The organism is Streptomyces sp. NPDC058145 (assembly GCF_042884245.1).
Lineage (GTDB): Bacteria > Actinomycetota > Actinomycetes > Streptomycetales > Streptomycetaceae > Streptomyces.
This window is the reverse complement of sequence record NZ_JBHVUH010000031.1, coordinates 16,933-39,185: the sequence shown is the minus strand read 5'-3', so window position 1 is coordinate 39,185 and position 22,253 is coordinate 16,933. Positions and strand designations below refer to the sequence as shown.

At 73.1% G+C, this 22,253-nt stretch carries 18 protein-coding genes, 1 rRNA gene and 1 pseudogene; 14 read left to right on the top strand and 6 right to left on the bottom strand.

Annotated elements, in window-relative coordinates:
• A 5S ribosomal RNA gene (gene rrf / locus ACFVVO_RS37570) occupies positions 1-86 on the top strand; the annotation flags it as partial.
• A 29-nt stretch (positions 87-115) separates the two neighbouring features.
• Here rrf and ACFVVO_RS37565 read toward each other — a convergent pair.
• Positions 116-982, bottom strand: coding sequence for a hypothetical protein (locus ACFVVO_RS37565; protein WP_390061233.1), 867 nt, complete (start codon positions 980-982; stop codon positions 116-118).
• 378 nt (positions 983-1,360) lie between these two features.
• On the opposite strand from ACFVVO_RS37565, the gene ACFVVO_RS37560 reads away from it, so the two are divergent.
• Positions 1,361-2,167 (top strand): hypothetical protein, encoded by an 807-nt coding sequence (locus tag ACFVVO_RS37560; protein ID WP_390061232.1) that lies wholly within the window; start codon positions 1,361-1,363, stop codon positions 2,165-2,167.
• 63 nt (positions 2,168-2,230) lie between these two features.
• On the opposite strand, the gene ACFVVO_RS37555 is transcribed toward ACFVVO_RS37560, so the two are convergent.
• Positions 2,231-3,514, bottom strand: a complete 1,284-nt coding sequence (locus ACFVVO_RS37555; RefSeq protein WP_390061227.1) for a DUF1015 domain-containing protein — start codon at positions 3,512-3,514, stop codon at positions 2,231-2,233.
• A gap of 73 nt (positions 3,515-3,587) precedes the next feature.
• Between ACFVVO_RS37555 and ACFVVO_RS37550 the strand changes: the two genes are divergently transcribed.
• The 4 genes from ACFVVO_RS37550 to ACFVVO_RS37535 all read left to right on the top strand — a co-directional run bounded on the left by ACFVVO_RS37550 (position 3,588) and on the right by ACFVVO_RS37535 (position 7,701).
• Positions 3,588-4,613: an HAD-IIA family hydrolase gene (locus tag ACFVVO_RS37550; protein WP_390061226.1), complete on the top strand. Its 1,026-nt coding sequence runs from the start codon at positions 3,588-3,590 to the stop codon at positions 4,611-4,613.
• A gap of 138 nt (positions 4,614-4,751) precedes the next feature.
• Positions 4,752-5,795, top strand: coding sequence for a FecCD family ABC transporter permease (locus ACFVVO_RS37545; protein ID WP_390061225.1), 1,044 nt, complete (start codon positions 4,752-4,754; stop codon positions 5,793-5,795).
• Positions 5,796-5,806: 11 nt separating this feature from the next.
• Entirely contained in the window at positions 5,807-6,838 is a 1,032-nt protein-coding gene (locus ACFVVO_RS37540; protein ID WP_390061223.1) for a FecCD family ABC transporter permease, read from the top strand.
• A complete protein-coding gene (locus tag ACFVVO_RS37535) occupies positions 6,835-7,701 on the top strand; it encodes an ABC transporter ATP-binding protein (RefSeq protein ID WP_390061221.1) in 867 nt (288 codons plus the stop codon). The genes ACFVVO_RS37540 and ACFVVO_RS37535 overlap by 4 nt, the downstream gene beginning before the upstream one ends.
• Here ACFVVO_RS37535 and ACFVVO_RS37530 read toward each other — a convergent pair.
• Positions 7,685-8,032 carry a sterol-binding protein gene (locus ACFVVO_RS37530; RefSeq protein WP_390061220.1) on the bottom strand — a complete coding sequence of 116 codons (348 nt, stop codon included), beginning with the start codon at positions 8,030-8,032 and terminating at the stop codon, positions 7,685-7,687. The genes ACFVVO_RS37535 and ACFVVO_RS37530 overlap by 17 nt on opposite strands.
• Positions 8,033-8,074: 42 nt before the next feature.
• Here ACFVVO_RS37530 and ACFVVO_RS37525 point away from each other — a divergent pair, with 42 nt between their 5' ends.
• From ACFVVO_RS37525 to ACFVVO_RS37500, 6 genes and pseudogenes are all read left to right on the top strand, one after another.
• Positions 8,075-8,473 (top strand): hypothetical protein, encoded by a 399-nt coding sequence (locus tag ACFVVO_RS37525; protein WP_390061218.1) that lies wholly within the window; start codon positions 8,075-8,077, stop codon positions 8,471-8,473.
• 7 nt (positions 8,474-8,480) lie between these two features.
• Complete coding sequence (locus ACFVVO_RS37520) at positions 8,481-9,296, top strand: TlyA family RNA methyltransferase (protein WP_390061217.1); 816 nt, start codon at positions 8,481-8,483, stop codon at positions 9,294-9,296.
• Positions 9,293-10,201, top strand: a complete 909-nt coding sequence (locus tag ACFVVO_RS37515; RefSeq protein ID WP_358934837.1) for an NAD kinase — start codon at positions 9,293-9,295, stop codon at positions 10,199-10,201. The genes ACFVVO_RS37520 and ACFVVO_RS37515 overlap by 4 nt, the downstream gene beginning before the upstream one ends.
• Positions 10,202-10,298: 97 nt before the next feature.
• Complete coding sequence (gene recN / locus ACFVVO_RS37510) at positions 10,299-12,041, top strand: DNA repair protein RecN (protein WP_390061215.1); 1,743 nt, start codon at positions 10,299-10,301, stop codon at positions 12,039-12,041.
• A 38-nt stretch (positions 12,042-12,079) separates the two neighbouring features.
• Positions 12,080-12,632: pseudogene (locus ACFVVO_RS37505) on the top strand (hypothetical protein).
• 271 nt (positions 12,633-12,903) lie between these two features.
• Positions 12,904-14,040, top strand: coding sequence for a glycosyltransferase family 4 protein (locus tag ACFVVO_RS37500; protein ID WP_390061214.1), 1,137 nt, complete (start codon positions 12,904-12,906; stop codon positions 14,038-14,040).
• Here the strand turns inward: ACFVVO_RS37500 and ACFVVO_RS37495 are convergent.
• The 3 genes from ACFVVO_RS37495 to ACFVVO_RS37485 form a co-directional block, all read right to left on the bottom strand.
• Positions 14,037-15,686, bottom strand: a complete 1,650-nt coding sequence (locus ACFVVO_RS37495) for a PucR family transcriptional regulator (protein WP_390061212.1) — start codon at positions 15,684-15,686, stop codon at positions 14,037-14,039. The two genes, ACFVVO_RS37500 and ACFVVO_RS37495, sit on opposite strands and share 4 nt — an antisense overlap.
• 247 nt (positions 15,687-15,933) lie before the next feature.
• Positions 15,934-17,316, bottom strand: coding sequence for an FAD-binding oxidoreductase (locus tag ACFVVO_RS37490; protein WP_390061211.1), 1,383 nt, complete (start codon positions 17,314-17,316; stop codon positions 15,934-15,936).
• Between the two features lie 69 nt (positions 17,317-17,385).
• A complete protein-coding gene (locus tag ACFVVO_RS37485) occupies positions 17,386-19,188 on the bottom strand; it encodes a glycoside hydrolase family 15 protein (protein ID WP_390061231.1) in 1,803 nt (600 codons plus the stop codon).
• Between the two features lie 553 nt (positions 19,189-19,741).
• Here ACFVVO_RS37485 and ACFVVO_RS37480 point away from each other — a divergent pair.
• Positions 19,742-21,391 (top strand): CTP synthase, encoded by a 1,650-nt coding sequence (locus ACFVVO_RS37480; protein WP_390061209.1) that lies wholly within the window; start codon positions 19,742-19,744, stop codon positions 21,389-21,391.
• An 83-nt stretch (positions 21,392-21,474) separates the two neighbouring features.
• A complete protein-coding gene (locus tag ACFVVO_RS37475) occupies positions 21,475-22,101 on the top strand; it encodes an NUDIX domain-containing protein (protein WP_390061208.1) in 627 nt (208 codons plus the stop codon).
• Positions 22,102-22,253 lie beyond the last annotated feature (152 nt).

Here is a 22,253-nt window from a genome sequence, read left to right as displayed (position 1 = left end):
GTTACATTTCGAACCCGGAAGCTAAGCCTCACAGCGCCGATGGTACTGCAGGGGGGACCCTGTGGGAGAGTAGGACGCCGCCGAACAATCTTTGGAGGACCCCTGGTCCCAGCGTTCAGCTGGGACCAGGGGTCCTTTTGTTTTTACAATGCTTGCGGTACCTAAGACAGGAGTCATCATGTCCACCAACTCTCCCGACGATCGACCGGAGCGCGACCAGCGGCGACGGGACAGTGGTGACCGTGGTGACCGCGGCGGCTACCGCGGGGACCGTGGCGGCTACCGTCGCGACAACGACCGTCGTGACAACGACCGTGGTGGCTACGGCCGTCGCGATGACAGCCGCGGGGCCGGCCACGGTGACCGTGGTGATGACCGTGGTGGTTTCCGTCGGGATGACCGCCGTGACGATCGCCGTGATGACCGTCGTGGTGGCGGCTCCGGCGAGCGTGGTGACCGCGGTGGTTATGGCGGCCGTCGGGACGACCGCCGTGAGGGCGACCGGGGCCACCGTCCGGGCTTCCAGCGGGACGACCGTGACCGTGGGCCGCGCCGTGACGACCGTGGCGGGGACCGTCCCGGCTTCCGTCGTGACGACCGTGGCGGGGACCGTCCCGGCTTCCGCCGTGATGACCGTGGCGGGGACCGTCCCGGCTTCCGTCGTGATGACCGTGGCGGGGACCGTCCCGGCTTCCGCCGTGATGACCGTGGCGGGGACCGTCCCGGCTTCCGCCGTGATGACCGTGGCGGGGACCGTGCCGGCTTCCGTCGCGACGACAACCGCAGCGACTTCCGTCGTGACGACCGTCGTGGCGATGACCGCGGTGGTTTCCGTCGTGACGACCGTCGTGGCGATGACCGCGGTGGTTTCCGTCGGGATGACCGCCGTGATGACCGTCGTGGTGGCGGCTCCGGCGAGCGTGGTGACCGCGGTGGTTATGGCGGCCGTCGGGACGACCGCCGTGAGGGCGACCGGGGCCACCGTCCGGGCTTCCAGCGGGACGACCGTGACCGTGGGCCGCGCCGTGATGACCGTGGCGGGGACCGTCCCGGCTTCCGCCGTGACGACCGTGGCGGGGACCGTCCCGGCTTCCGTCGTGACGACCGTCGTGATGACCGTCGTGGCGACGACCGTGGTGGCTTCCGTCGTGACGAGCGCCGTGACGACCGCCGAGATGGCGACCGGGGCGGCTTCCGTGGCCGGGACGACCGGGGTGGCCGTGGGCCCGGCCGGGACGACCGGGGCGGCCGGCCCGGCGGCTACCGGGGACGTGACGGGCGGGACGACCTCCGTGATGACCGGCGTGGTGGCGGCCGCTTCCGGGACGAGCGCGACCGGGACCGCGAGCCGATCAAGCGGCTGCCGATCCCGGAGGACGTCACCGGTGACGAGATCGACAAGGACGTCCGGCAGGAGCTGCAGAGCCTGCCCAAGACGCTCGCGGAGGACGTCGCCAAGAACCTGGTGATGGTCGCGCGACTCATCGACGAGGACCCCGAGGGTGCCTACGGCTACTCCAAGGTGGCCCTGCGGCTGGCGTCCCGGGTCGCCGCCGTGCGTGAGGCCGCCGGCTTCGCCGCCTACGCCAACCAGAAGTACAGCGAGGCCCTCAGCGAGTTCCGGGCCGCGCGGCGCATGACCGGCAACGTGGAACTGTGGCCCGTGATGGCCGACTGCGAGCGCGGCCTCGGCCGCCCGGAGAAGGCCCTCGACATGGCCGGCGCCCCCGAGGTGCACAAGCTGGACAAGGCCGGGCAGGTCGAGATGCGGCTCGTGGCGGCCGGTGCCCGGCGCGACATGGACCAGCTGGACGCGGCCATCGTGACCCTGCAGAGCCCCGAGCTGGCCTCCAACTCGGTCCAGCCCTGGACCGCGCGCCTGCGCTATGCCTACGCCGACGCCCTGCTGGCGGCCGGCCGGGAGAGCGAAGCGCGGGAGTGGTTCGCGAAGGCCGTGGAGGCCGACCGCGACGGCAGCACGGACGCCTCCGACCGGCTCGCCGAGCTGGACGGTGTCGAGTTCGTCGACGCGCTCGACGAGAGCGACAGCGCCACCGACCAGGGCGACCGGCCCGACGACGAGGGCCGTGACGAGAAGCCGGACGAGAAGCCGGACGAGAAGTCGGACGAGAAGTCGGACGAGAAGTCGGACGAGAACAAGGACTGACGTCCGAAAAAGGTGAAAGGGCGGGACCCCCGGGTCCCGCCCTTTCGCATGTCCGGGGCCGGGTCAGAGCTCCAGCGCGCGCAGCACCAGTCCCGACGCCGGCTTCGGGCCGAAGGACGTGGACTTGCGGGGCATCTTCACACCCTGGCGCGCCAGTTCGCGTACGACCTCCTCGCGCACCGGGTGCAGCAGGACGGCCGTGCTGCCGTCCTGCTCGGCCTTCGCGACGGTGGCCGCCGTGTCATGGATGTAGGCGATGTGGGCGGGGGAGTCCTCGGGGACGTGCCAGACGTGCTCGAGGAGCGTGGCGTGCAGGACGGTGGCGTCCAGGGAGCGCCAGGCGGCTGGACGGTCCGCGGGGATCGTCCGGTCCAGGAGGCCGGGGTCCGGGCGGTCGACCAGGTGGAAGGCGCCGTCGCCGGCCAGCAGGAAGGCGTTGCCCGCGCAGGCCGCGTCCGCCAGCACCTCCTGCGCCTTGGACAGCGGCACCTCGAGGCGCCGTACCCGGAACAGCCCGTCCAGGGCCGCCAGCGCGTCCCTGACCGGCAGTCCGTGCAGCAGGCGGTGGATGGCGCGGACGCGGAGCGGGTAGCGGGCGGTGTCGACCAGCAGGACCAAGCCGTGGTCCCAGGGGCTGGGCGAGGGGTGTTCCGCGCGCAGCCGCAGGTAGGTGGCCCAGCGGTGGTGGCCGTCGGCGATGAGGGCCTGGTGCTGCGCCAGGTCGGACTGGATGCCGGCCAGGTCGGCGGGGCCGGTGACCGACCACAGGCGGTGGTGGAAGCCGTCCTCCGTGGTCGTCGCCAGCAGGGGAGGGCCGGCCACCGTGCGCTCGACGACCTCGGCCGCCGAGCCGTTGCCGTGGTAGGTCAGCAGCAGCGGCTCGAGGTTGGCGCGGGTGGCGCGCATCAGGGCGGCGCGGTCCGCGACGACCGGGGGCATGACGTCCTCGTGCGGCAGCACCACGCCCTCGGCGGGGGCGGAGACGCGCAGGGCGCCGATGACACCGCGCTGGAGCATGCCGTCGCCGTCCCGCTGCTCATACACGTACAGGGCGGGATCCGGGTCGGGGGCCAGCACACCCTCGGCGAGCCAGCGGCGCAGGGTGTCGGCCGCCTGTTCGTTGCGGGCGTCCGGGGTACCTGCCTGGGGGAGGATCAGCCGGACGATGTTGTGCGGGTCGGCGGACTCGAGGTGGTGCAGGCCGTCCGGGCGTACGACGACGTCGTACGGGGGAGAGGTGACGGCGGCCAGGCTGCCGACCCGGTCGGGGTCGTAGCGAAGGCCTCGGAACGGGGACAGTTCCAGGCCTCGGGGCACCGTTGCTTCCGAGTGACCTGCTGTGTTCATCCCGGCATCGTACGTGTGTCAGTGGGGTGGGGGATGATCGGGGGAAAGACGGTCGAACGAGGAGCGATGTGCAATGAGCCAGGGCGTCAGGACGAGGCCCGAGGGCAGTGGGCGGCCCCTGAACGAGGCGTACGACACGGCGCTGCTCGATCTGGACGGGGTGGTGTACGCGGGCGGGAACGCCATCGCGCACGCCGCCGACTCGCTGGAGCGTGCCCGCGCGGGCGGCATGCATCTGGCGTACGTCACCAACAACGCCCTGCGGACGCCGGACGTCGTGGCGGAGCATCTGACGGAGCTGGGGATACCAACCGGTGCGGACGACGTCATCACCTCCGCGCAGGCGGTCGCCCGGCTGATCAGCGAGCAGGTGCCGGCCGGCGCCCCGGTGCTGGTGATCGGCGGTGAGGGGCTGCGGGTCGCGCTGCGCGAACGCGGTCTGACCCCGGTGGAGTCGGCGGACGACGACCCGGCGGCTGTGGTGCAGGGGTACGGCGGCCCGGACCTGACGTGGTCCCGGTTCGCGGAGGCCTCGTACGCGGTGGCGCGGGGCGTGCCGTGGTTCGCGTCCAACACCGACCTGACGATTCCGAGCGGGCGCGGGATCGCGCCGGGCAACGGTGCGGCCGTGGAGGTCGTGCGGATCGCGACGGGCGCGGAGCCGCAGGTCGCGGGCAAGCCGCTGCCGCCCATGCACCGGGAGACGATCCTGCGGACGGGTGCCGAGCGGCCACTGGTGGTCGGGGACCGGCTGGACACCGACATCGAGGGCGCGTTCAACGGCGGGGTGGACTCGCTGCTGGTGCTGACCGGTGTCACGGACGACCCCCAGCTGCTGGCCGCGCCGCCGCGGCACCGGCCGACGTACGTGGACGCCGATCTGCGCGGGCTGCTCACAGGGCAGCCGGAAATCACCCGGGAGGGTGACGGTTTCCGGTGCGGAGGGTGGACGGCGACCGCGGCCGACCGGCTGGAGCTCGAAGGCGACGGCGAGGCCCTGGACGGACTGCGGGCGCTGTGCGCGGCTGCCTGGACGGCGGCCGGGGACGGCTCCTGCGAGCTGGACGGGGAGAAGGCGCTGGCGCGGCTGGGACTTTGACGGCCGGGCGGTGACCGGTCGCCGGGCGGAGCCGCGGCCGGTCACCGGACGCCGGGGCGGCGTCCCGGGGCACCCGGTTCCGGTCCGGTGGCGAAGGCGGCATCGAGATCACATGGGAGGGTAGGCTAACCTAACCTCGTGTTGGTCGACAGTCCTCCGGAGCAGCGCGCGGACACCGCCCCCGCGCTCCCAACCCGCCGGGCGGTGAGGGCCCTTGGGCTCCTGCTCTCGGTCGTGATCCTGGTGCTCGTCGCCCTGGCGAGCATCGCGGTCGGCGCGAAAGCGCTGTCGCCGGACCAGGTCTGGCACGGCGTGTTCCACAGCACGGGGACGTATGGCGACGTCGTCGTCGACGAGCGGATGTCGCGCACGGTCCTCGGTCTGCTGGCCGGTGCCGCGCTCGGCCTGTCCGGCGGGGTGCTGCAGGCGCTGACCCGCAATCCGCTGGCCGACCCCGGGCTGCTCGGCATCAACGCCGGCGCCTCCGCAGCGGTCGTCACGGCGCTCACCTACTTCGGTGTCACCAGCCTCACCGGCTATGTGTGGTTCGCGTTCGGCGGCGCCGCGGCGGTCGGCGCGCTGGTGTGGTTCCTCGGCGGCAGCCGGGGCGCCACCCCGGTCCGGCTGGCGCTCGCCGGCACGGCGGTCAGCGCCGCGCTGTACGGCTATCTCCAGGCCGTGATGATCATGGACGGCGCGGCGCTGGGCAAGATGCGCTTCTGGACGGTGGGTTCGCTGGCCTCGGCCACGGACTCGACCATCGCGCAGGTGCTGCCGTTCCTCGCGGCCGGCACCCTGCTGGCGCTCGGGCTCGCCCGGCCGCTGAACGCCATGGCGATGGGCGACGACACCGCCCGAGCTCTCGGCGCGAACCTCAACCGCACCCGGGCGCTCGCCATGCTCGCGGCGACGGTGCTCTCCGGTGCCGCGACCGCCGCCTGCGGTCCGATCATGTTCGTCGGCCTGATGGTGCCGCACGTCGTGCGCTCCTTCACCGGCCCCGACCTGCGCTGGATCCTGCCCTACGCGACCGTGCTGTCGCCCGTGCTGCTGCTCGGCGCCGATGTCCTCGGCCGGGTGGTCGCCCGGCCGGCGGAACTCCAGGTCGGCATCGTCACCGCGCTCCTCGGCGGCCCCGTGTTCATCTTTCTCGTACGACGGCGGAGGACGGCCCAGCTGTGAAGACCCGACGGATGAGCCGTGCCGTGCGCACCCCTGGGGGGTTGTCCCTGCGCCTGGACGTCCGCGCGCTGACCGTCGTCGCCCTGCTGCTGCTCGCCGCCTGCGCCGCGGGCGTGGCGCTGATCGGCACCGGCGACGCCAGGATCCCGGCGGCCGATGTCCTACGGACACTGGCCGGCGACGGCACCGCGTACCAGGACTTCATCGTCAACGAACTGCGGCTGCCGCGCGTGCTGGTGGGGCTGCTGGTGGGCGCCTCGCTGGGCCTCGGCGGCGCCCTGTTCCAGGCGGTCTCCCGCAACCCGCTCGGCAGCCCGGACGTGCTCGGCCTGTCCCAGGGCTCGACGGCGGGCGCGCTGGTCGTGATCGTGCTGATGTCCGGCAGCGCCGCCCAGGTCACCGCGGGTGCGCTGGTCGGTGGCCTGGTGACCGGGTTCGCCATCTACCTGCTCGCCTGGAAGCGGGGCGTGCACGGGTACCGGCTGGTCCTGGTCGGCATCGGAGTGTCCGCGATCGTCACCGCGGTCAACGGCTATCTGCTCACCAAGGCCGACCTGGTCGACGCGACCCGGGCGGTGGTGTGGATGACCGGGTCTCTCAACGGCCGTGACTGGGAGCAGGTCTGGCCGCTGCTGTGGCTGTGCGCCGTCCTCGTGCCGCTGGTCCTCGTGAGCGCGCGGGGGCTGCGGCTGATGGAGATGGGCGACGACGTCGCGAACGCCCTCGGGGTGCGCGTGCAGCGCGTGCGGCTGGTGCTGATGGTGTCCGCCGTGCTGCTCACTGCGGCCGCCACCGCCGCCGCCGGGCCCGTCAGCTTCGTGGCGCTCACCGCGCCGCAGCTCGCCCGGCGCCTGACCGGCTCGCCGGGCCCCAACCTGCTGCCCTCCCTCTGCATGGGCGCCGCTCTGCTGGTCACCGCCGACTGGGCCGCACAGCGTGCCTTCGGTGCCGACCAGCTCCCCGTGGGCGTGGTCACCGGCGTGCTCGGCGGGTGCTATCTGCTGTGGCTGCTGGTCGCCGAGCGCAGGGCGGGCCGGATATGAGCGGCACGACGGGCGGGCCGGACCCCCGCGGCACGCACCCGACCACCCGAAGGAGCACTGTGAACCGCCTGTCCGCCGAGAACGTCACCCTCGCCTACGACCAGCGCGTCATCGCCGCGGAGCTGTCGGTGGAGATCCCCGACGACTCCTTCACGGTGATCGTCGGCCCGAACGCGTGCGGCAAGTCGACGCTCCTGCGGGCGCTGTCGCGGATGCTCAGGCCCAGCCAGGGCCGGGTGCTGCTGGACGGGCAGGTCATCCAGTCGATGCCGGCCAAGAAGGTCGCCCGGACGCTCGGCCTGCTGCCGCAGTCGTCCATCGCGCCCGACGGCATCACGGTCGCCGATCTCGTCGGCCGGGGCCGCTACCCGCACCAGGGCATCCTGCGCCAGTGGTCCGCCGATGACGAACGGGTGGTCCAGGAGTCCATGGCGCGGACCGGGGTCGCCGAACTGGCGGACCGGTACGTGGACGAGCTGTCCGGCGGTCAGCGCCAGCGCGTCTGGATCGCCATGGCCCTCGCCCAGCAGACCCCGCTGCTGCTCCTGGACGAGCCGACCACCTACCTGGACATCCAGCACCAGATCGACGTCCTCGACCTGTGCGCGGAGCTGCACGAGACACAGGGGCGGACGCTGGTGGCCGTGCTGCACGACCTCAACCACGCGGCCCGCTACGCCACCCACCTCATCGCCCTGCGCGGCGGCGAGGTGATCGCCGAGGGCGCGCCGAACGACATCGTCACGGCCGAACTGGTCGAGGAGGTCTTCGGGCTGCGCTGCCAGATCATCGACGACCCCGAGACCGGGACCCCGCTGGTGGTCCCGGCGGCCCGCAAGGCACGGCTCAGAGCAGCTTCCTGAGCCGGAACAGGTCCAGCAGACTCGCGTCGAGGCGCACCCGGCCCCGGCCCCAGGCGGTCGCGAAGTTCAGCTCGCCGTCCACCAGGCACACCAGGTCGTCGCCGGCCAGGGCGAGCCTGATCTGCGCCTTCTCGCGGGGCGGCCCGGGGTGCGTGGTGTCGACCTCGATCCGGCCGCCGGTCATCCGGCCCACGAAGGTGACGTCGAGGTCGGTGATGTGGCAGCTCACCGAGCGGTCCAGGGCGGCGGCCGCCCGGACGTCGCCCTCGGCGCCCTGCATGTTGTCCGAGAGCTTTCCCAGTGCGGTGCGGCACTCCTCGATCGTGGCCATGGCCACCGACGGTACCCCAGCGGTTCGGGGTAGCGTCTGGGCATGAGCGAGTCCGTGCCCGAGGCCCCGGCGGAGGCCGTGGCGGAGGCCGAAACCGAGACCGTGCCCGTGGCCGATCCCGCGACCGGGCCGGCGGCCGATTCCGCTGTGCCCGGGGCCGGAACCGCGACCGGGCCGACGGCCGAACCCGACCCCGGGTACGCCCCCGAGCCCGAGTACGACCCCGCGGCCCCCGCGCCCCTGGACGTCCCGCGCACCCCCACCGGCGACGCCGACGTCGACGCGCGGCTCCAGCGGCTGGCAGACGCCGACCACCTCGCCACCGACGGCCACCTGGAGGTGTACGAGGATGTACACAGGGGGCTGCGCGACGCGCTCACCGCGCTGGACGCCCGCCCCGGACCCCAGGTCCCCGTACCGCCGTACCAACACAGGAGCTGAACCGAACGTGGCAGGAGTCGCACGCCGCCGTCTGGACGCGGAGCTGGTCCGCCGGAAGCTGGCGCGCTCGCGCGAGCACGCCAGCCAGCTGATCGCCGCCGGACGGGTCACCGTCGGCAGGGCCGTGGCGACCAAGCCGGCCACACAGGTGGAGACGGCGGCGGCGATCGTGGTCCAGACCGACGAGAGCGACCCCGACTACGTCTCCCGGGGTGGCCACAAACTCGCCGGCGCGTTCGAGGCCTTCGTGCCGCTGGGCCTCGCCGTCGAGGGCCGGCGCGCGCTGGACGCCGGCGCGTCCACCGGCGGTTTCACCGACGTCCTGCTGCGTGCGGGCGCCGCGCACGTCGTCGCCGTGGACGTCGGATACGGCCAACTTGCCTGGTCCCTGCAGAACGATGAACGCGTCACCGTCAAGGACCGTACGAACGTACGCGAGTTGACGCTTGAGGCGATCGATGGGGAACCTGTGGATCTTGTCGTGGGTGATCTGTCCTTCATTCCGCTCGGGCTGGTGCTGCCCGCCCTGAAGCGGTGCGTGAAGCCGGACGCCGACCTGGTGATGATGGTCAAGCCGCAGTTCGAGGTGGGGAAGGAACGGCTGGGCAGCGGGGGTGTCGTACGGAGTCCGCAGCTGCGGGCGGAGGCCGTGCGCGGGGTGGCCGACAAGGCCTGGGAACTGGGACTCGGGGTGCGGGGGGTCACCGCGAGTCCGCTGCCCGGACCGTCGGGCAACGTCGAGTACTTTCTGTGGCTGCGGTCCGGCGCCCCCCGCCTGGACCCGGCCGAAGTCGACCGAGCAGTAGCGGAGGGGCCGCGTTGACACAGAACCGAGCGCGTACTGTTTTCCTGCTCGCCCACACCGGGCGGCCCGCGGCCATCCGCAGTGCGGAGCTGGTGGTCAAGGGGCTGCTGCGGCACGGCATCGGGGTGCGGGTGCTGGAGGAGGAGGCGCGCGACCTGCCGCTGCCGGACGAGGTGGGACTCGTCAAGGAGGCCACCCCGCAGTGCCTCGACGGGTGCGAGCTGCTCATCGTCCTCGGCGGTGACGGGACCCTGCTGCGCGGTGCCGAGTTCGCCCGGGCCTCCGGGGTGCCGATGCTCGGCGTCAACCTCGGGCGGGTCGGGTTCCTGGCGGAGGCCGAGCGGGACGACCTGGACCGGGTGGTCGACCGCGTGGTGGCACGCTCCTACGAGGTCGAGGAGCGGATGACGATCGACGTCGTCGTGCACCGCAACGGCGACATCGTGCACACCGACTGGGCGCTGAACGAGGCCGCCGTGCAGAAGGCCGGCGCCGAGAAGATGCTCGAGGTGGTCCTCGAGATCGACGGGCGGCCGGTCACGGCGTTCGGCTGCGACGGGATCGTGCTGTCGACGCCCACCGGATCCACCGCGTACGCCTTCTCCGCCGGCGGGCCCGTGGTGTGGCCCGAGGTCGAGGCGCTGCTGATGGTGCCGATCAGCGCGCACGCGCTGTTCGCCAAGCCGCTGGTCACCTCGCCGGACTCGGTGCTGGCGGTGGAGGTGCTGCCGCACATTCCGCCGGGTGTGCTGTGGTGCGACGGGCGGCGGACCATCGAGCTGCCGCCCGGGGCGCGGGTGGAGGTGCGGCGCGGCGCCGTGCCGGTGCGGCTGGCCCGGCTGCACCACGCCTCGTTCACGGACCGGCTGGTCGCGAAGTTCGCGCTGCCGACCACCGGCTGGCGGGGCGCGCCGCACCAGTGACCGGCCCGGCCCGCGGGCCGCGGCCTCCGGGCCCCGCGCGGGCCGCTCGCCAGGGTGACACGGGCGGGCCATGTGCACTCCCCGCCCCGGACCTCGTATGGTCTGTTCCGTGTTGGAGGAGATGCGGATACGGTCGCTCGGGGTCATCGACGATGCCGTGGTCGAGCTGTCACCGGGGTTCACCGCCGTCACCGGCGAGACGGGTGCGGGCAAGACCATGGTGGTCACCAGCCTGGGACTGCTGCTCGGCGGGCGTGCGGACCCGGCGCTGGTGCGGATCGGGGCCGGAAAGGCGGTCGTGGAGGGGCGGATCGCCGTGCCCTCGAATGCCACCGCCGTCGTACGCGCGGAGGAGGCGGGGGCCGAGCTGGACGACGGCGCCCTGCTGATCAGCCGTACCGTTTCCGCCGAGGGCCGCTCGCGGGCGCACCTGGGCGGGCGCAGCGTGCCGGTGGGGCTGCTCGCCGAGCTGGCCGACGACCTGGTCGCCGTGCACGGCCAGACCGACCAGCAGGGGCTGCTGAAGCTCACCCGGCAGCGGCAGGCGCTGGACCGGTACGCCGGGGACGCCGTCGCCGTGCCGCTCGCCAAGTACGCCGAGGCCTACCGGCGGCTGCGGGCCGTCTCCGCCGAGCTGGAGGAGATCGTCACCCGCGGGCGCGAGCGCGCCCAGGAAGCCGACATGCTCCGGTACGGGCTCGAGGAGATCGCCGGTGCGGAGCCCCGGGCCGGGGAGGACGTGGAGCTGGCCGAGGAGGCGGAACGGCTGGGGCACGCCGAGGCCCTGTCGTCCGCAGCCACCGCCGCGCACGCCGCTCTCGTGGGCAACCCCGAGGACCCCGAGGGGATCGACGCCACGACCCTCGTCGCGGGCGCGCACCGGGCCCTGGAGGCCGTCCGCTCGCACGACCCGGCGCTCGCCTCCCTCGCCGAACGGATCGGTGAGGTCGGCATCCTGCTCGCCGACGTGGCCGGAGAGCTGGCGGGATACGCCGACGACCTGGACGCCGACCCGCTGCGGCTGACCGCCGTGGAGGAGCGCCGGGCCGCCCTCGGCACGCTGACCCGCAAGTACGGCGACGACGTGGGTGCCGTCCTCGCCTGGGCCGAGCAGAGCGCCACGCGCCTCACCGAACTGGAGGGCGACGACGAGCGGACCGGCGAGCTGACCGCCGAGCGGGACGCCCTGCGCACCGAGCTGGGCGTACTCGCCCAGGCCCTGACGGACGCCCGGACGGAGGCCGCCGAGCGGTTCGCCGCCGCCGTGACCGCCGAGCTGGCCTCGCTGGCGATGCCCCACGCGCGCGTGTCCTTCGACATCCGGCAGACCGAGGACCCGGAGGGCGTCGAGGTCGGCGGCCGGTCCGTCGCCTACGGCCCGGCCGGCGCGGACGAGGTCGAGCTGCTGCTCGCCCCGCACCCGGGTGCCCCGCCGCGGCCCATCGCCAAGGGCGCGTCCGGAGGTGAGCTGTCCCGCGTGATGCTGGCCGTGGAGGTCGTCTTCGCGGGCACGGACCCGGTGCCGACGTACCTCTTCGACGAGGTGGACGCCGGTGTCGGCGGCAAGGCCGCGGTGGAGATCGGGCGGCGGCTGGCGAAGCTGGCCAGGACCGCGCAGGTCGTCGTGGTCACCCACCTGCCCCAGGTCGCCGCCTTCGCCGACCGTCAGCTCCTGGTCGAGAAGACCGACGACGGCTCGGTGACCCGCTCCGGCGTCAAGGTCCTGGAGGGCGAGGAACGGGTCCGCGAACTCTCCCGCATGCTGGCCGGCCAGGAAGACTCGGAAACGGCCCGGGCCCACGCGGAGGAACTCCTGGCGACGGCCCGCGCCGACCTCTAGCGAGTAGCCCTCGGGCGGCGACCTGGGGTGGCGGGACGATCAGCCGCGCCCGCAGGTCCCGCTCCTTCCTGCTCTCCGCCGTGCTCACCCGGGCGGGCCAGGCACTTCTGCGCGCCGCCCCGCCCGGCGGGCGCGAGCGCTGGGAGCGGACGAACCACGCCGGGCGGCCCGTCGGCCTGTACGCCGGGCCCGCCGCGGTCCTCGGTACGGCGGCGGCCGGCGCGCGGGTACACCCCGGTGCTGCCGGCCGCTGTGGTGATCGTCGGAACCGCCCACCTCGTGAACCTGGTCGACGTGCGGCCGGGGCGCGCGGCCGCGGCGGTGCTCGGCCTCGGGGCACCCGCGCTGCTGCGCGAGGGGCCGGGCGGGGAACTGTCCGCCGCCGCCCTGGGCGGGGCCGCGGCCGTGCTGCCCGAGGATCTGGGGGAGCGCGTGATGCTGGGGGACACGGGGGTGCACGCCCTGGGAGCGGCGCTGGGAGCGGCGGCGGTCGCGCGCGCCCGGGGCGCGGAGCTTCTCGCGCACGCCCTCGCGGTGGTGGCCGCCGCTGTGCACGGGGACCGGGTGAATGCCTGGGCACGGGAGCTGTGAGACTCTGACCTCGGAGTACGGATGCCGGTGCCGTTCGGCCGCTGTGGGCCGGGGCTCACCCGTGTGGGTGAACGTGCTCCGGCGTAGTGCTCCGGATCGCCGTGGTGTGCGCCTCCTCGGGTTTTGCCGGAACGGCCGTACGTCCTGGCATGCTTGGTGGTGGACGCGGTTCGTGCGGGAGGCGCGCGGTACGTCCTTTCGGTCTTCCCGGACCGCTACCTTCGGTACGTTTTCTCGTGACGCCCGCCCCGAATCAGGAGCCCCCGGCCCCGTGAGCCCCGTGAGCAGCAACGCACCGCACGGCCAGTCGCCGCTGCGCACCGTGCAGGTGCTGGGCGGGGGCAACGCCGGCAGCAGCGCGCACGTACGTTCCCTGGCCGAAGGGCTCGTCGCCCGGGGCGTGCGGGTCACGGTGTGCGCCCCCGTCGAGGCCGACCACGCCTACGACTTCACCGGGACCGGCGCCGACCATGTGCACGTGCCGCGCAGTACCGACCCGGCCTCCGTGGCCGCGCTCCGGGCCGCCTGCGCCGGCGCCGACCTCGTGCACGCCCACGGTCTGCACGCCTCCTTCCGCGCCGTGCTCGCGCTCAGCGGGCGCGCCACCCCGCTGGTGGTCACCTGGCACAACCGGGCCCGGGCGGAGGGCGCGCGGGCGCATCTGCTGCGGCTGCTGGAGCGGCGCGTGGTGCGCACCGCCGCCGTGGTGCTCGGCACCACCTCCGACCTGGTGGACCGGGCCCGCCGCACCGGGGCGCGGGACGCCCGGCTGGCCGCCGTGGCCCTGCCCGGCCGGCGCCGTCGCGCCGACCATGACGACACCGACCAGGGGCGGCCCAAACTCCGCGCCGAACTCGGCGCCACCGGACGCCCGTTGCTCATGGCCGTCGGCTCCCTCGACCGGCAGCGCGGCTACGACGTCCTGCTGGACGCGGCCCGCGCCTGGCGCGATCTCGACCCCGTCCCGCTGGTCGTCGTAGCGGGGGAGGGGCCGCTGCGGTCCGAACTGCAGCGGCGGATCGAGGACGAGGAGCTGCCGGTACGGCTCGTCGGGCGCCGCGACGACGTGGCCGAGCTGCTCGCGGCCGCCGATCTGGCGCTGCTGACCAGCAGGTGGGAGTCCCGGTCCGTCCTGGCCCAGGAGGCGCTGCAGGCGGGCGTGCCGCTGGTGGCGACTTGCGTCGGCGCCCTCCCGGACCTCGTCGGCGAGGCCGCCGAACTCGTCCCGTACGGCGACGCGGAGGCCCTCGCGGCCACCGTCGTCCGGCTCCTCGCCGATCCCGGACGCCGTGAACTGCTGCGCGAGCGGGGTCCGAGGCAGGCCGCGACCTGGCCGACCGAGGATGAGACCGTCGCCCAGGTCCTGAGCGTCTACGACGAACTCACCCAGCCCCGACCCCTTCCCTAAGGCGTGTGGCGGCGGGCGCGCAGCGCCAGGCTCAGGGCCAGTACCGTCTGCGGGTCGTCGAGGTCGGTGCCCAGCAACTCGCCGATGCGGGCGAGGCGGTTGTAGAGGGTCTGCCGGTTGAGGTGCAGTTCGCGGGCGGTCTCCGCCTTGCGGCCCGCGTGCGCGAGATAGGTCTCCAGGGTGGGCAGCAGCGGCGGCTTGGAGCGGTGGTCGTGGTCACGCAGCGGGCCGATCGCGCGGTCCACGAACGCCGCCAGGTCCGGGTGGTCGCGCAGCCGCCACAGCAGCAGGTCGATGTCGAGGCGGCGGGCGTCGTACCAGGGCCGGTCGGTCAGGCCCTGCGCCGCCGTCGCCGTCTCCGCCGCGTGCCGGAGCCCGGCCGACGCGGCCGCCCAGCCGCCGGCCACTCCGACGACCACGACCGGCGGGGCCGCGCCCGGCCGCCGCATCCCGGCCCGTTCCACGCCCGCCCGCAGCGCCGCCGCCACCCGGTCCGCGACCGCCGGCCGCTCCGACTCCGCGCGCAGCCCGAGCAGGACCAGCACCCGCCCCTCGACCGGCCGGACACCCAGCAGCACCGGCACCCCCACCGAGGCCAGTTCCTCGGAGACCGCGCGCGCCAGCACCGCCCAGCCCCCGGCCGGGGACAGGGAGTCCCCGGCCCGCATCACCACCGGCAGCAGCGGGCTGCCGCCCGGCTTGAACCCGAGGACGCGGGCCTGCGCCGGGGCGTCCTCCGCCGTGATACGGCCCTCCGCCAGGTCGGTGAGGAAGTCGCCCCGGCCGCGCGCGGCCAGCTCCTCCTCCTGCCGGGCCTGCATCAGCACCACGGCCAGGATGCCCGCCGCCCGCTCCGCGGCCATCCGGTGCACCGGAGCCAGCGGCGAGCGGACCGGCAGCAGCACCAGCCGGGCCCGTACCGCCCCCGGCCCCGCCCCGGGCGCACCGCCGGGAACGTCCACGAGCACCGAACCGGCCGGCGGCGGCGCGTCCTTGTGCGGACCGCGCAGCCCCTCCCACACCTGCAGCGGGTCGGCGCCCTCCGGTCCCGACCCGGCGGCGTACAGCAGCCGGCCGTCCGCCGTCTCCAGGAACACCGGGTTGGCGCAGAAGTCGGCCAGGATGCCGAGCACTTGAGGCACCCCGCCACCGCCCAGCAGCGCCTCCGTGCACCGCCGGTGCACCTCCTCGGCGCGCTGCAGCAGCGCGTAGTGCCCGTTGACGATCTCCGTGTGGATCTCCTCGGTGACCGTCACGAAGGGCACCTCGCGATGAAGCTGGACCAGCGGCAGCCCGGCGGCGCGGGCGGTGTCCACCAGTGCCGCGGGCAGCCGCGCGAACCGCGGCCCCAGCTCCACCACCAGCGCGGCGATCCCCCGCTCGGCGAGGGTGCGCACGAACGCCCGCTGCTCGGCCGGCCGGGTACCGAGTCCGTAGCCGGTGGTGAGCAGCAGCTCGCCGCCCTTGAGCAGCGAGGCGATGTTCGGCACCTCGCCCGCGTGCACCCAGCGCACGGTGCGCCCCAGCCGGTCGCCGCCCGCCAGGATCTCGGGCAGTCCGCTGCGCAGCCCCGGCAGCTCCAGCGCCCGCTGAACGGTGATCCCGGCGCCCTGAGTGGCGAGTCTGCTCTCCGTACCGCTGTCCATGCAGCGGACGCTACCTGCGCAAACGCCCGGGCGACAGCGTGTGTCCCGGCTCAGGGCCTCTCGATCGGGTCAGGCCGGGCTCGCAGGCCCTGGTGCCGCCCCTCGCCGCGTTGTCGTCGGTTGCCATGGCTCGGCCATGGCGCCCTCCTCCGCCTCGCGCGGCTCCCCCACTGCCCGCAAGGTGTGGGAGGTGGCCCACTCACACCGGACCCCGCTCCCTGATCCGGCCCGACCCGGACGAAAGGACCTACACCGGGCGGATGTTGTGGTTGAAGCGGAACACGTTGTCGGGGTCGAAGGACCGCTTCACCTTCTCCAGCCGCAGCAGGTTCCCCTCGCCCAGTCCGGCCCTGACCCGGTCCCGGCCCTCGTCCCCGATGAAGTTGAGGTAGACGGCACCGGTGCTCCACGGCCGGACGCCGGCACGGACCTCGCGCACCCAGGCGACCGCCCGCTCGTCGTCGGCCGGGTCCTGCCAGATGGCGAAGGGATGCACCGCCCAGGGCGCGTCCCGGTAGGGCACGGGGTACTCGTGCGGACCGGCGGCGATCGCGCCACCCTGCGGGAACAGCAGGTGCTGGGTGCTGGTCGGCACCGGCATGGTCTCCGCGCGGGCGCAGTAGACGTCCACCAGTTCGTCGGGCAGACCGGTCACGTACTCCGCCGACCAGTAGTTCCGCTGCCCGGGCGGATCGTCCAGCATGCACTGGACGTCGGCGTACGGCATCGCGCCGACGATCTCCGCCTCGTGGGGCAGCGCCAGCAGGGGCTCGGCGAGCTTGCGCAGGTCGGCCTCGCCGCCCGCGTAGGTCAGCAGCGCGGCGCACACCAGCTTGCCCACCAGCTCCGCCGGTACGAACTCCTCGGGCGGCCCGGTCAGATACAGCACGGCGCCGCTCACCTCGTCGGGGCCGGTGGTGACGACCTCCCGGAAGATGCGGACCACGTCCTGGCCCAGTTGCGGCAGGTAGAGCAGCAGGGCGATGGAGAACTCGGGCAGTTCGTACAGCCGCAGGGTGAGCGCGGTGGCGACGCCGAAGTTGCCGCCGCCGCCGTGCAGGGCCCAGAACAGCTCCGGGTTCTCGTCGGCGCTCGCGTGCACCCGCTCGGCGTTCGCGGTCACCAGTTCCACACCGAGCAGGTTGTCGGCGGCGTAGCCGAAGGCGCGGTCCAGCCAGCCGGTGCCGCCGCCGAGGACGAAACCGCCGACGCCGGTGGTCGAGGCCCGGCCGCCGGTGGTGGCGAGGCCGTGCGGCTGGGTGGCCCGGTCCAGATGACTCATCGTGGCGCCGCCCTCCACCCGGACCGCCTCGGCCGTCGGGTCCACGGTCACCCCGTGCATCCGGCGCAGGTCCACCACCACGGCGCCGTCACCCAGGGCCGTGCCGGCGACGCTGTGCCCGCCGCCGCGCACCGCGACCGGCAGGTCCAGGTCCCGGGCGAACCGTACGGCGCGGACCACGTCGGCCGGGCCCGCGCACTGGGCGATCACGGCCGGCCGCCGGTCGATCATCGCGTTGAAGACGGCGCGGGCCTCGTCGTAGCCCGGGTCCGAGGGGGCGAACACGACGCCGGCCAGATCTTCGCGCAGCGCGGCGAGGGCCGCGCCCGCCTTCGAAGGGGAAGCCATGGCCGCCCCCTTCCGAAAAGGGGCAATAGTGCCTCTCCAGCCTAGGCGGGGCGGCTCACCCGGTCGCGTTCAGCCGCCGTACGCCCCCGAGGCCGTCAGCCGCAGTGCGGTGTCGATCAGCGGCACATGGCTGAACGCCTGCGGGAAGTTGCCGACCTGGCGCTGCAGTCGCGGGTCCCACTCCTCGGCGAGCAGCCCGAGGTCGTTGCGCAGCACGAGGAGCTTCTCGAACAGCTTCCTGGCCTCGTCCACGCGGCCGATCATCGCCAGGTCGTCCGCCATCCAGAACGAGCAGGCGAGGAAGGCCCCTTCATCGCCGGGGAGGCCGTCGACACCCTCGTCCTTGCCCTCGGTGGGGTAGCGCAGGATGAATCCGTCCGAGGTGGACAGCTCGCGCTGGATCGCCTCGATGGTGCCGATCACCCGCTTGTCGTCCGGCGGCAGGAAGCCCATCTGCGGGATCAGCAGCAGGGAGGCGTCCAGCTCTCGGGAGCCGTAGGACTGCGTGAAGGTGTTGCGCTCCTTGTCGTAGCCCCTCTCGCACACGTCCCGGTGGATGTCGTCGCGCAGTTCCTTCCAGCGCTCCAGCGGGCCGTCCGCGTCACCGGACTCGATCAGCTTGATCGTGCGGTCCACGGCCACCCAGGCCATCACCTTGGAGTGCACGAAGTGCCGGCGCGGGCCGCGCACCTCCCAGATGCCCTCGTCCGGCTCCTGCCAGTGGTCCTCCAGGTAGCGGATCAGCTTCAGCTGGAGCAGGGACGCGTAGTCGTTGCGGGCCAGACCCGTCATGTGGGCCAGGTGCAGGGCCTCGGTGACCTCGCCGTACACGTCGAGCTGGAGCTGGTGCGCGGCACCGTTGCCCACCCGGACCGGGGCCGAGTGCTCGTAGCCCGGCAGCCAGTCGAGTTCGGCCTCGCCCAGCTCGCGCTCGCCCGCGATGCCGTACATGATCTGCAGGTTCTCGGGGTCGCCGGCGACCGCGCGCAGCAGCCACTCGCGCCAGGCGCGGGCCTCCTCGCGGTAACCGGTGCGCAGCAGCGAGGACAGGGTGATCGCCGCGTCGCGCAGCCAGGTGTAGCGGTAGTCCCAGTTGCGGACGCCGCCGATGTCCTCGGGCAGGGAGGTGGTGGGGGCCGCGACGATGCCGCCGGTGGGGGCGTAGGTCAGCGCCTTCAGGGTGATCAGCGAGCGGACCACGGCCTCGCGGTACGGACCGTGGTACGTACAGTGCTCGACCCACTCGCGCCAGAAGTCCTCGGTCGCCTCCAGCGACGTCTCCGGCTCCGGCAGTGGCGGCGGCTGCTTGTGCGAGGGCTGCCACGAGATCGTGAACGCGATCCGGTCACCCGGGGCGACGGTGAAGTCGGCGTAGGTCGTCAGCGCCTTGCCGTAGGTCTCGGCATGTGTGTCGAACCACACCGAGTCGGGTCCGGCGACCGCCACCGTGCGGCCCTCGTGCTTGTGCACCCAGGGCACGACCCGGCCGTAGGAGAACCGCATCCTGAGCGCCGAGCGCATCGGCACCCGGCCGGTGACGCCCTCCACGATCCGGATCAGCTGCGGGGCGCCGTCACGCGGGGGCATGAAATCGGTCACGCGCACGGTGCCGCGCGGGGTGTCCCACTCGGACTCCAGGATCAGCGAGTCGCCCCGGTAGCTGCGCCGGGCGGCCGTGGGCGGCTGGGAGTCGGCCGCGTGCGCCGGGCCGAGCCGCCAGAAGCCGTGCTCCTCGGTGCCCAGCAGGCCGGCGAAGATGGCATGCGAGTCGAAGCGGGGCAGGCACAGCCAGTCGACTGTGCCGTCCCGGCAGACCAGGGCAGCGGTCTGCATGTCTCCGATGAGTGCGTAGTCTTCGATGCGCCCGGCCACGTGCAACTCCAGTCGAACGGCCACGTCACCCCCGCGCAGGGGGCTGTCGCTAGTGCGGTCAAGGGGTGGTTTTTATGTGTCGTTGAGCGGTGAAAGCAAAGCAGCCCGCCGAGCCCTGGGGCAAAAACGACAGCTCTTGCTCAACGAACTGCCGCGCTCTCGTTGTTCCGGGTGCTGCGGGCGGGGTGTGCCGTCGTTCCGGACGGGCTCGGCAGGTGAGTGTCCGAGCAGGATACGACGCACGTAGATGATCTGCGTGCCGCTCCCGGCAACCCGTGTGGGCCGAACGAGTGAGCAGCGGGTGATGAGCATGTGACGAATGCGCGCGTGTGTATACGGGTGTGCCGACGACGCCCCCCGAATCGGACCACTGTGTGCAGGACCGGGCGCGGAGCGTGGCCGGGAGCCATCTCGTCCGGGCGCTGTTACGCTGGTAGCCCGTGGACCGGTGGTGGAAGAACCCCCGAACCGCAGCGACGGCGGCCACCGGAAGCATCCGGACCGGCAGCCGTACCGCACGACAGACAGCGACCACGGGAGCCCCCTCTTGGCCATGCCGCCGAAATCTACGACGACCAAGCACATCTTCGTCACCGGGGGTGTCGCCTCCTCGCTCGGCAAGGGCCTCACCGCCTCCAGCCTGGGCATGCTGCTCAAGGCCCGCGGCCTGCGCGTCGTGATGCAGAAGCTGGACCCGTACCTCAACGTCGACCCGGGCACGATGAACCCCTTCCAGCACGGTGAGGTGTTCGTCACCAACGACGGCGCCGAGACCGACCTGGACATCGGCCACTACGAGCGCTTCCTCGACCGGGACCTGGACGGATCCGCCAACGTCACCACCGGTCAGGTCTACTCGACCGTGATCGCCAAGGAGCGGCGCGGCGAGTACCTGGGCGACACCGTGCAGGTCATCCCGCACATCACCAACGAGATCAAGCACCGCATCCGCCGCATGGCGACGGACGAGGTCGACGTGGTGATCACCGAGGTCGGCGGCACGGTCGGCGACATCGAGTCGCTGCCGTTCCTGGAGACCGTCCGCCAGGTCCGCCACGAGGTCGGCCGGGACAACGTCTTCGTCGTCCACATCTCGCTGCTGCCGTACATCGGCCCCTCCGGTGAGCTGAAGACCAAGCCGACCCAGCACTCCGTCGCCGCCCTGCGCAACATCGGTATCCAGCCGGACGCCATCGTGCTGCGCTGCGACCGTGAGGTGCCGACCGCCATCAAGCGCAAGATCTCGCTGATGTGCGACGTCGACGAGGCCGCCGTCGTGGCCTGCCCGGACGCCCGCTCGATCTACGACATCCCGAAGGTCGTGCACTCCGAGGGCCTGGACGCCTACGTCGTGCGCAAGCTCGACCTGTCCTTCCGGGACGTCGACTGGAGGACCTGGGACGACCTGCTGGACCGCGTCCACAACCCCGACCACGAGATCACCCTCGCCCTCGTCGGCAAGTACATCGACCTGCCCGACGCCTATCTGTCGGTCACCGAGGCGCTGCGCGCCGGCGGGTTCGCCAACAAGGCCCGCGTCAAGATCAAGTGGGTCACCTCCGACGAGTGCAAGACCCCGGCCGGCGCCAAGGCGCAGCTCGGCGACGTCGACGGCATCTGCATCCCGGGCGGCTTCGGCGACCGCGGTGTGCTCGGCAAGGTCGGCGCGATCCGCTTCGCCCGCGAGAACAAGATCCCGCTGCTCGGCCTCTGCCTGGGCCTGCAGTGCATCGTGATCGAGGCCGCGCGCAGCCTCGCCGACATCCCGGACGCCAACTCCACCGAGTTCGACCCGGCCACCGCCCACCCGGTCATCTCCACGATGGCCGAGCAGATGGACATCGTCGCCGGTGAGGGCGACATGGGTGGCACCATGCGGCTCGGCATGTACCCGGCGAAGCTGGCCGAGGGCTCCATCGTCCGCGAGGTGTACGACGACAAGGAGTACGTCGAGGAGCGGCACCGCCACCGCTACGAGGTGAACAACGCCTACCGCGCGGAGCTGGAGAAGAAGGCCGGCATCCTCTTCTCGGGCACCTCGCCGGACGGCAAGCTCGTGGAGTACGTGGAGTACCCGCGCGACGTCCACCCCTACCTGGTCGCCACGCAGGCGCACCCCGAGCTGCGCTCGCGGCCGACTCGTCCGCACCCGCTCTTCGCCGGGCTGGTGAAGGCCTCGGTCGAGCGGAAGATCTCGAAGTAACACAAGAGTTGTACGGTGGCCGGGGCGCGCCCATTCAGATGGATCGCGCCCCGGCCGCTCGTGCACGTGTGGAAGGACAGGGCATGACGATCAAGGACACCCCCGCGGAGTGGGAGATCCGGGCGACGGAGACCCCCTTCACGGGCAACAAGACCTCCGTGCGCACGGACGAGGTCGTCATGCCCGACGGCTCGGTGGTCCGCCGCGACTACCAGGTGCACCCCGGCTCGGTCGCCGTCCTCGCCCTGGACGAGGAGGACCGGGTGCTGCTCATCAACCAGTACCGGCACCCGGTGCGGCACAAGCTGTGGGAGATCCCGGCCGGCCTGCTCGACGTGCCCGGCGAGAACCCGCTGCACGCCGCCCAGCGCGAGCTGTACGAGGAGGCGCACGTCAAGGCCGAGGACTGGCGGGTGCTGACCGACGTGTACACCACCCCCGGCGGCTGCGACGAGGCCGTACGGATCTTCCTCGCCCGTGATCTCTCGGAGGCCGAGGGCGAACGGTTCGAGGCGGAGCACGAGGAGACCGACATGGAGCACGCGCGCGTGCCGGTCGACGACCTGGTGCGCCTGGTGCTCTCCGGCGATGTGCACAACAACTGCCTCGTGGTGGGCGTCCTCTCGCTGGTCGCCGCCCGGGGCGGGGACGGCCTGGACAGCCTGCGCCCCGCCGACGCGCCCTGGCCCGCGCGTCCCTTCGAGTCCTGAGCACCGAGTCCCGGGAAGGGTCCCGGCGGCCGCCCCGGCCCCGCTCACCCCGGTCCCGGACCCACCCCGTCCGGGGCCCGGTCCCACCCGCCCGCGCATTGGTGTGACGATCGCCTGATCCGATCGGGGGATCTGCCCGCCGCGCTCCCACC

What these genes read in the sequence shown, in the direction of transcription:
- recN (WP_390061215.1), top strand. Translation starts at nt 10,299, where the DNA reads ATGGTCTGTTCCGTGTTGGAGGAGATGCGGATACGGTCGCTCGGGGTC.
- ACFVVO_RS37490 (WP_390061211.1), bottom strand. Translation starts at nt 17,316, where the DNA reads ATGGCTTCCCCTTCGAAGGCGGGCGCGGCCCTCGCCGCGCTGCGCGAA.
- ACFVVO_RS37475 (WP_390061208.1), top strand. Translation starts at nt 21,475, where the DNA reads ATGACGATCAAGGACACCCCCGCGGAGTGGGAGATCCGGGCGACGGAG.
- ACFVVO_RS37495 (WP_390061212.1), bottom strand. Translation starts at nt 15,686, where the DNA reads ATGGACAGCGGTACGGAGAGCAGACTCGCCACTCAGGGCGCCGGGATC.
- ACFVVO_RS37525 (WP_390061218.1), top strand. Translation starts at nt 8,075, where the DNA reads ATGAGCGAGTCCGTGCCCGAGGCCCCGGCGGAGGCCGTGGCGGAGGCC.
- ACFVVO_RS37550 (WP_390061226.1), top strand. Translation starts at nt 3,588, where the DNA reads ATGAGCCAGGGCGTCAGGACGAGGCCCGAGGGCAGTGGGCGGCCCCTG.
- ACFVVO_RS37530 (WP_390061220.1), bottom strand. Translation starts at nt 8,032, where the DNA reads ATGGCCACGATCGAGGAGTGCCGCACCGCACTGGGAAAGCTCTCGGAC.
- ACFVVO_RS37555 (WP_390061227.1), bottom strand. Translation starts at nt 3,514, where the DNA reads ATGAACACAGCAGGTCACTCGGAAGCAACGGTGCCCCGAGGCCTGGAA.
- ACFVVO_RS37480 (WP_390061209.1), top strand. Translation starts at nt 19,742, where the DNA reads ATGCCGCCGAAATCTACGACGACCAAGCACATCTTCGTCACCGGGGGT.
- ACFVVO_RS37540 (WP_390061223.1), top strand. Translation starts at nt 5,807, where the DNA reads ATGAGCCGTGCCGTGCGCACCCCTGGGGGGTTGTCCCTGCGCCTGGAC.
- ACFVVO_RS37535 (WP_390061221.1), top strand. Translation starts at nt 6,835, where the DNA reads ATGAGCGGCACGACGGGCGGGCCGGACCCCCGCGGCACGCACCCGACC.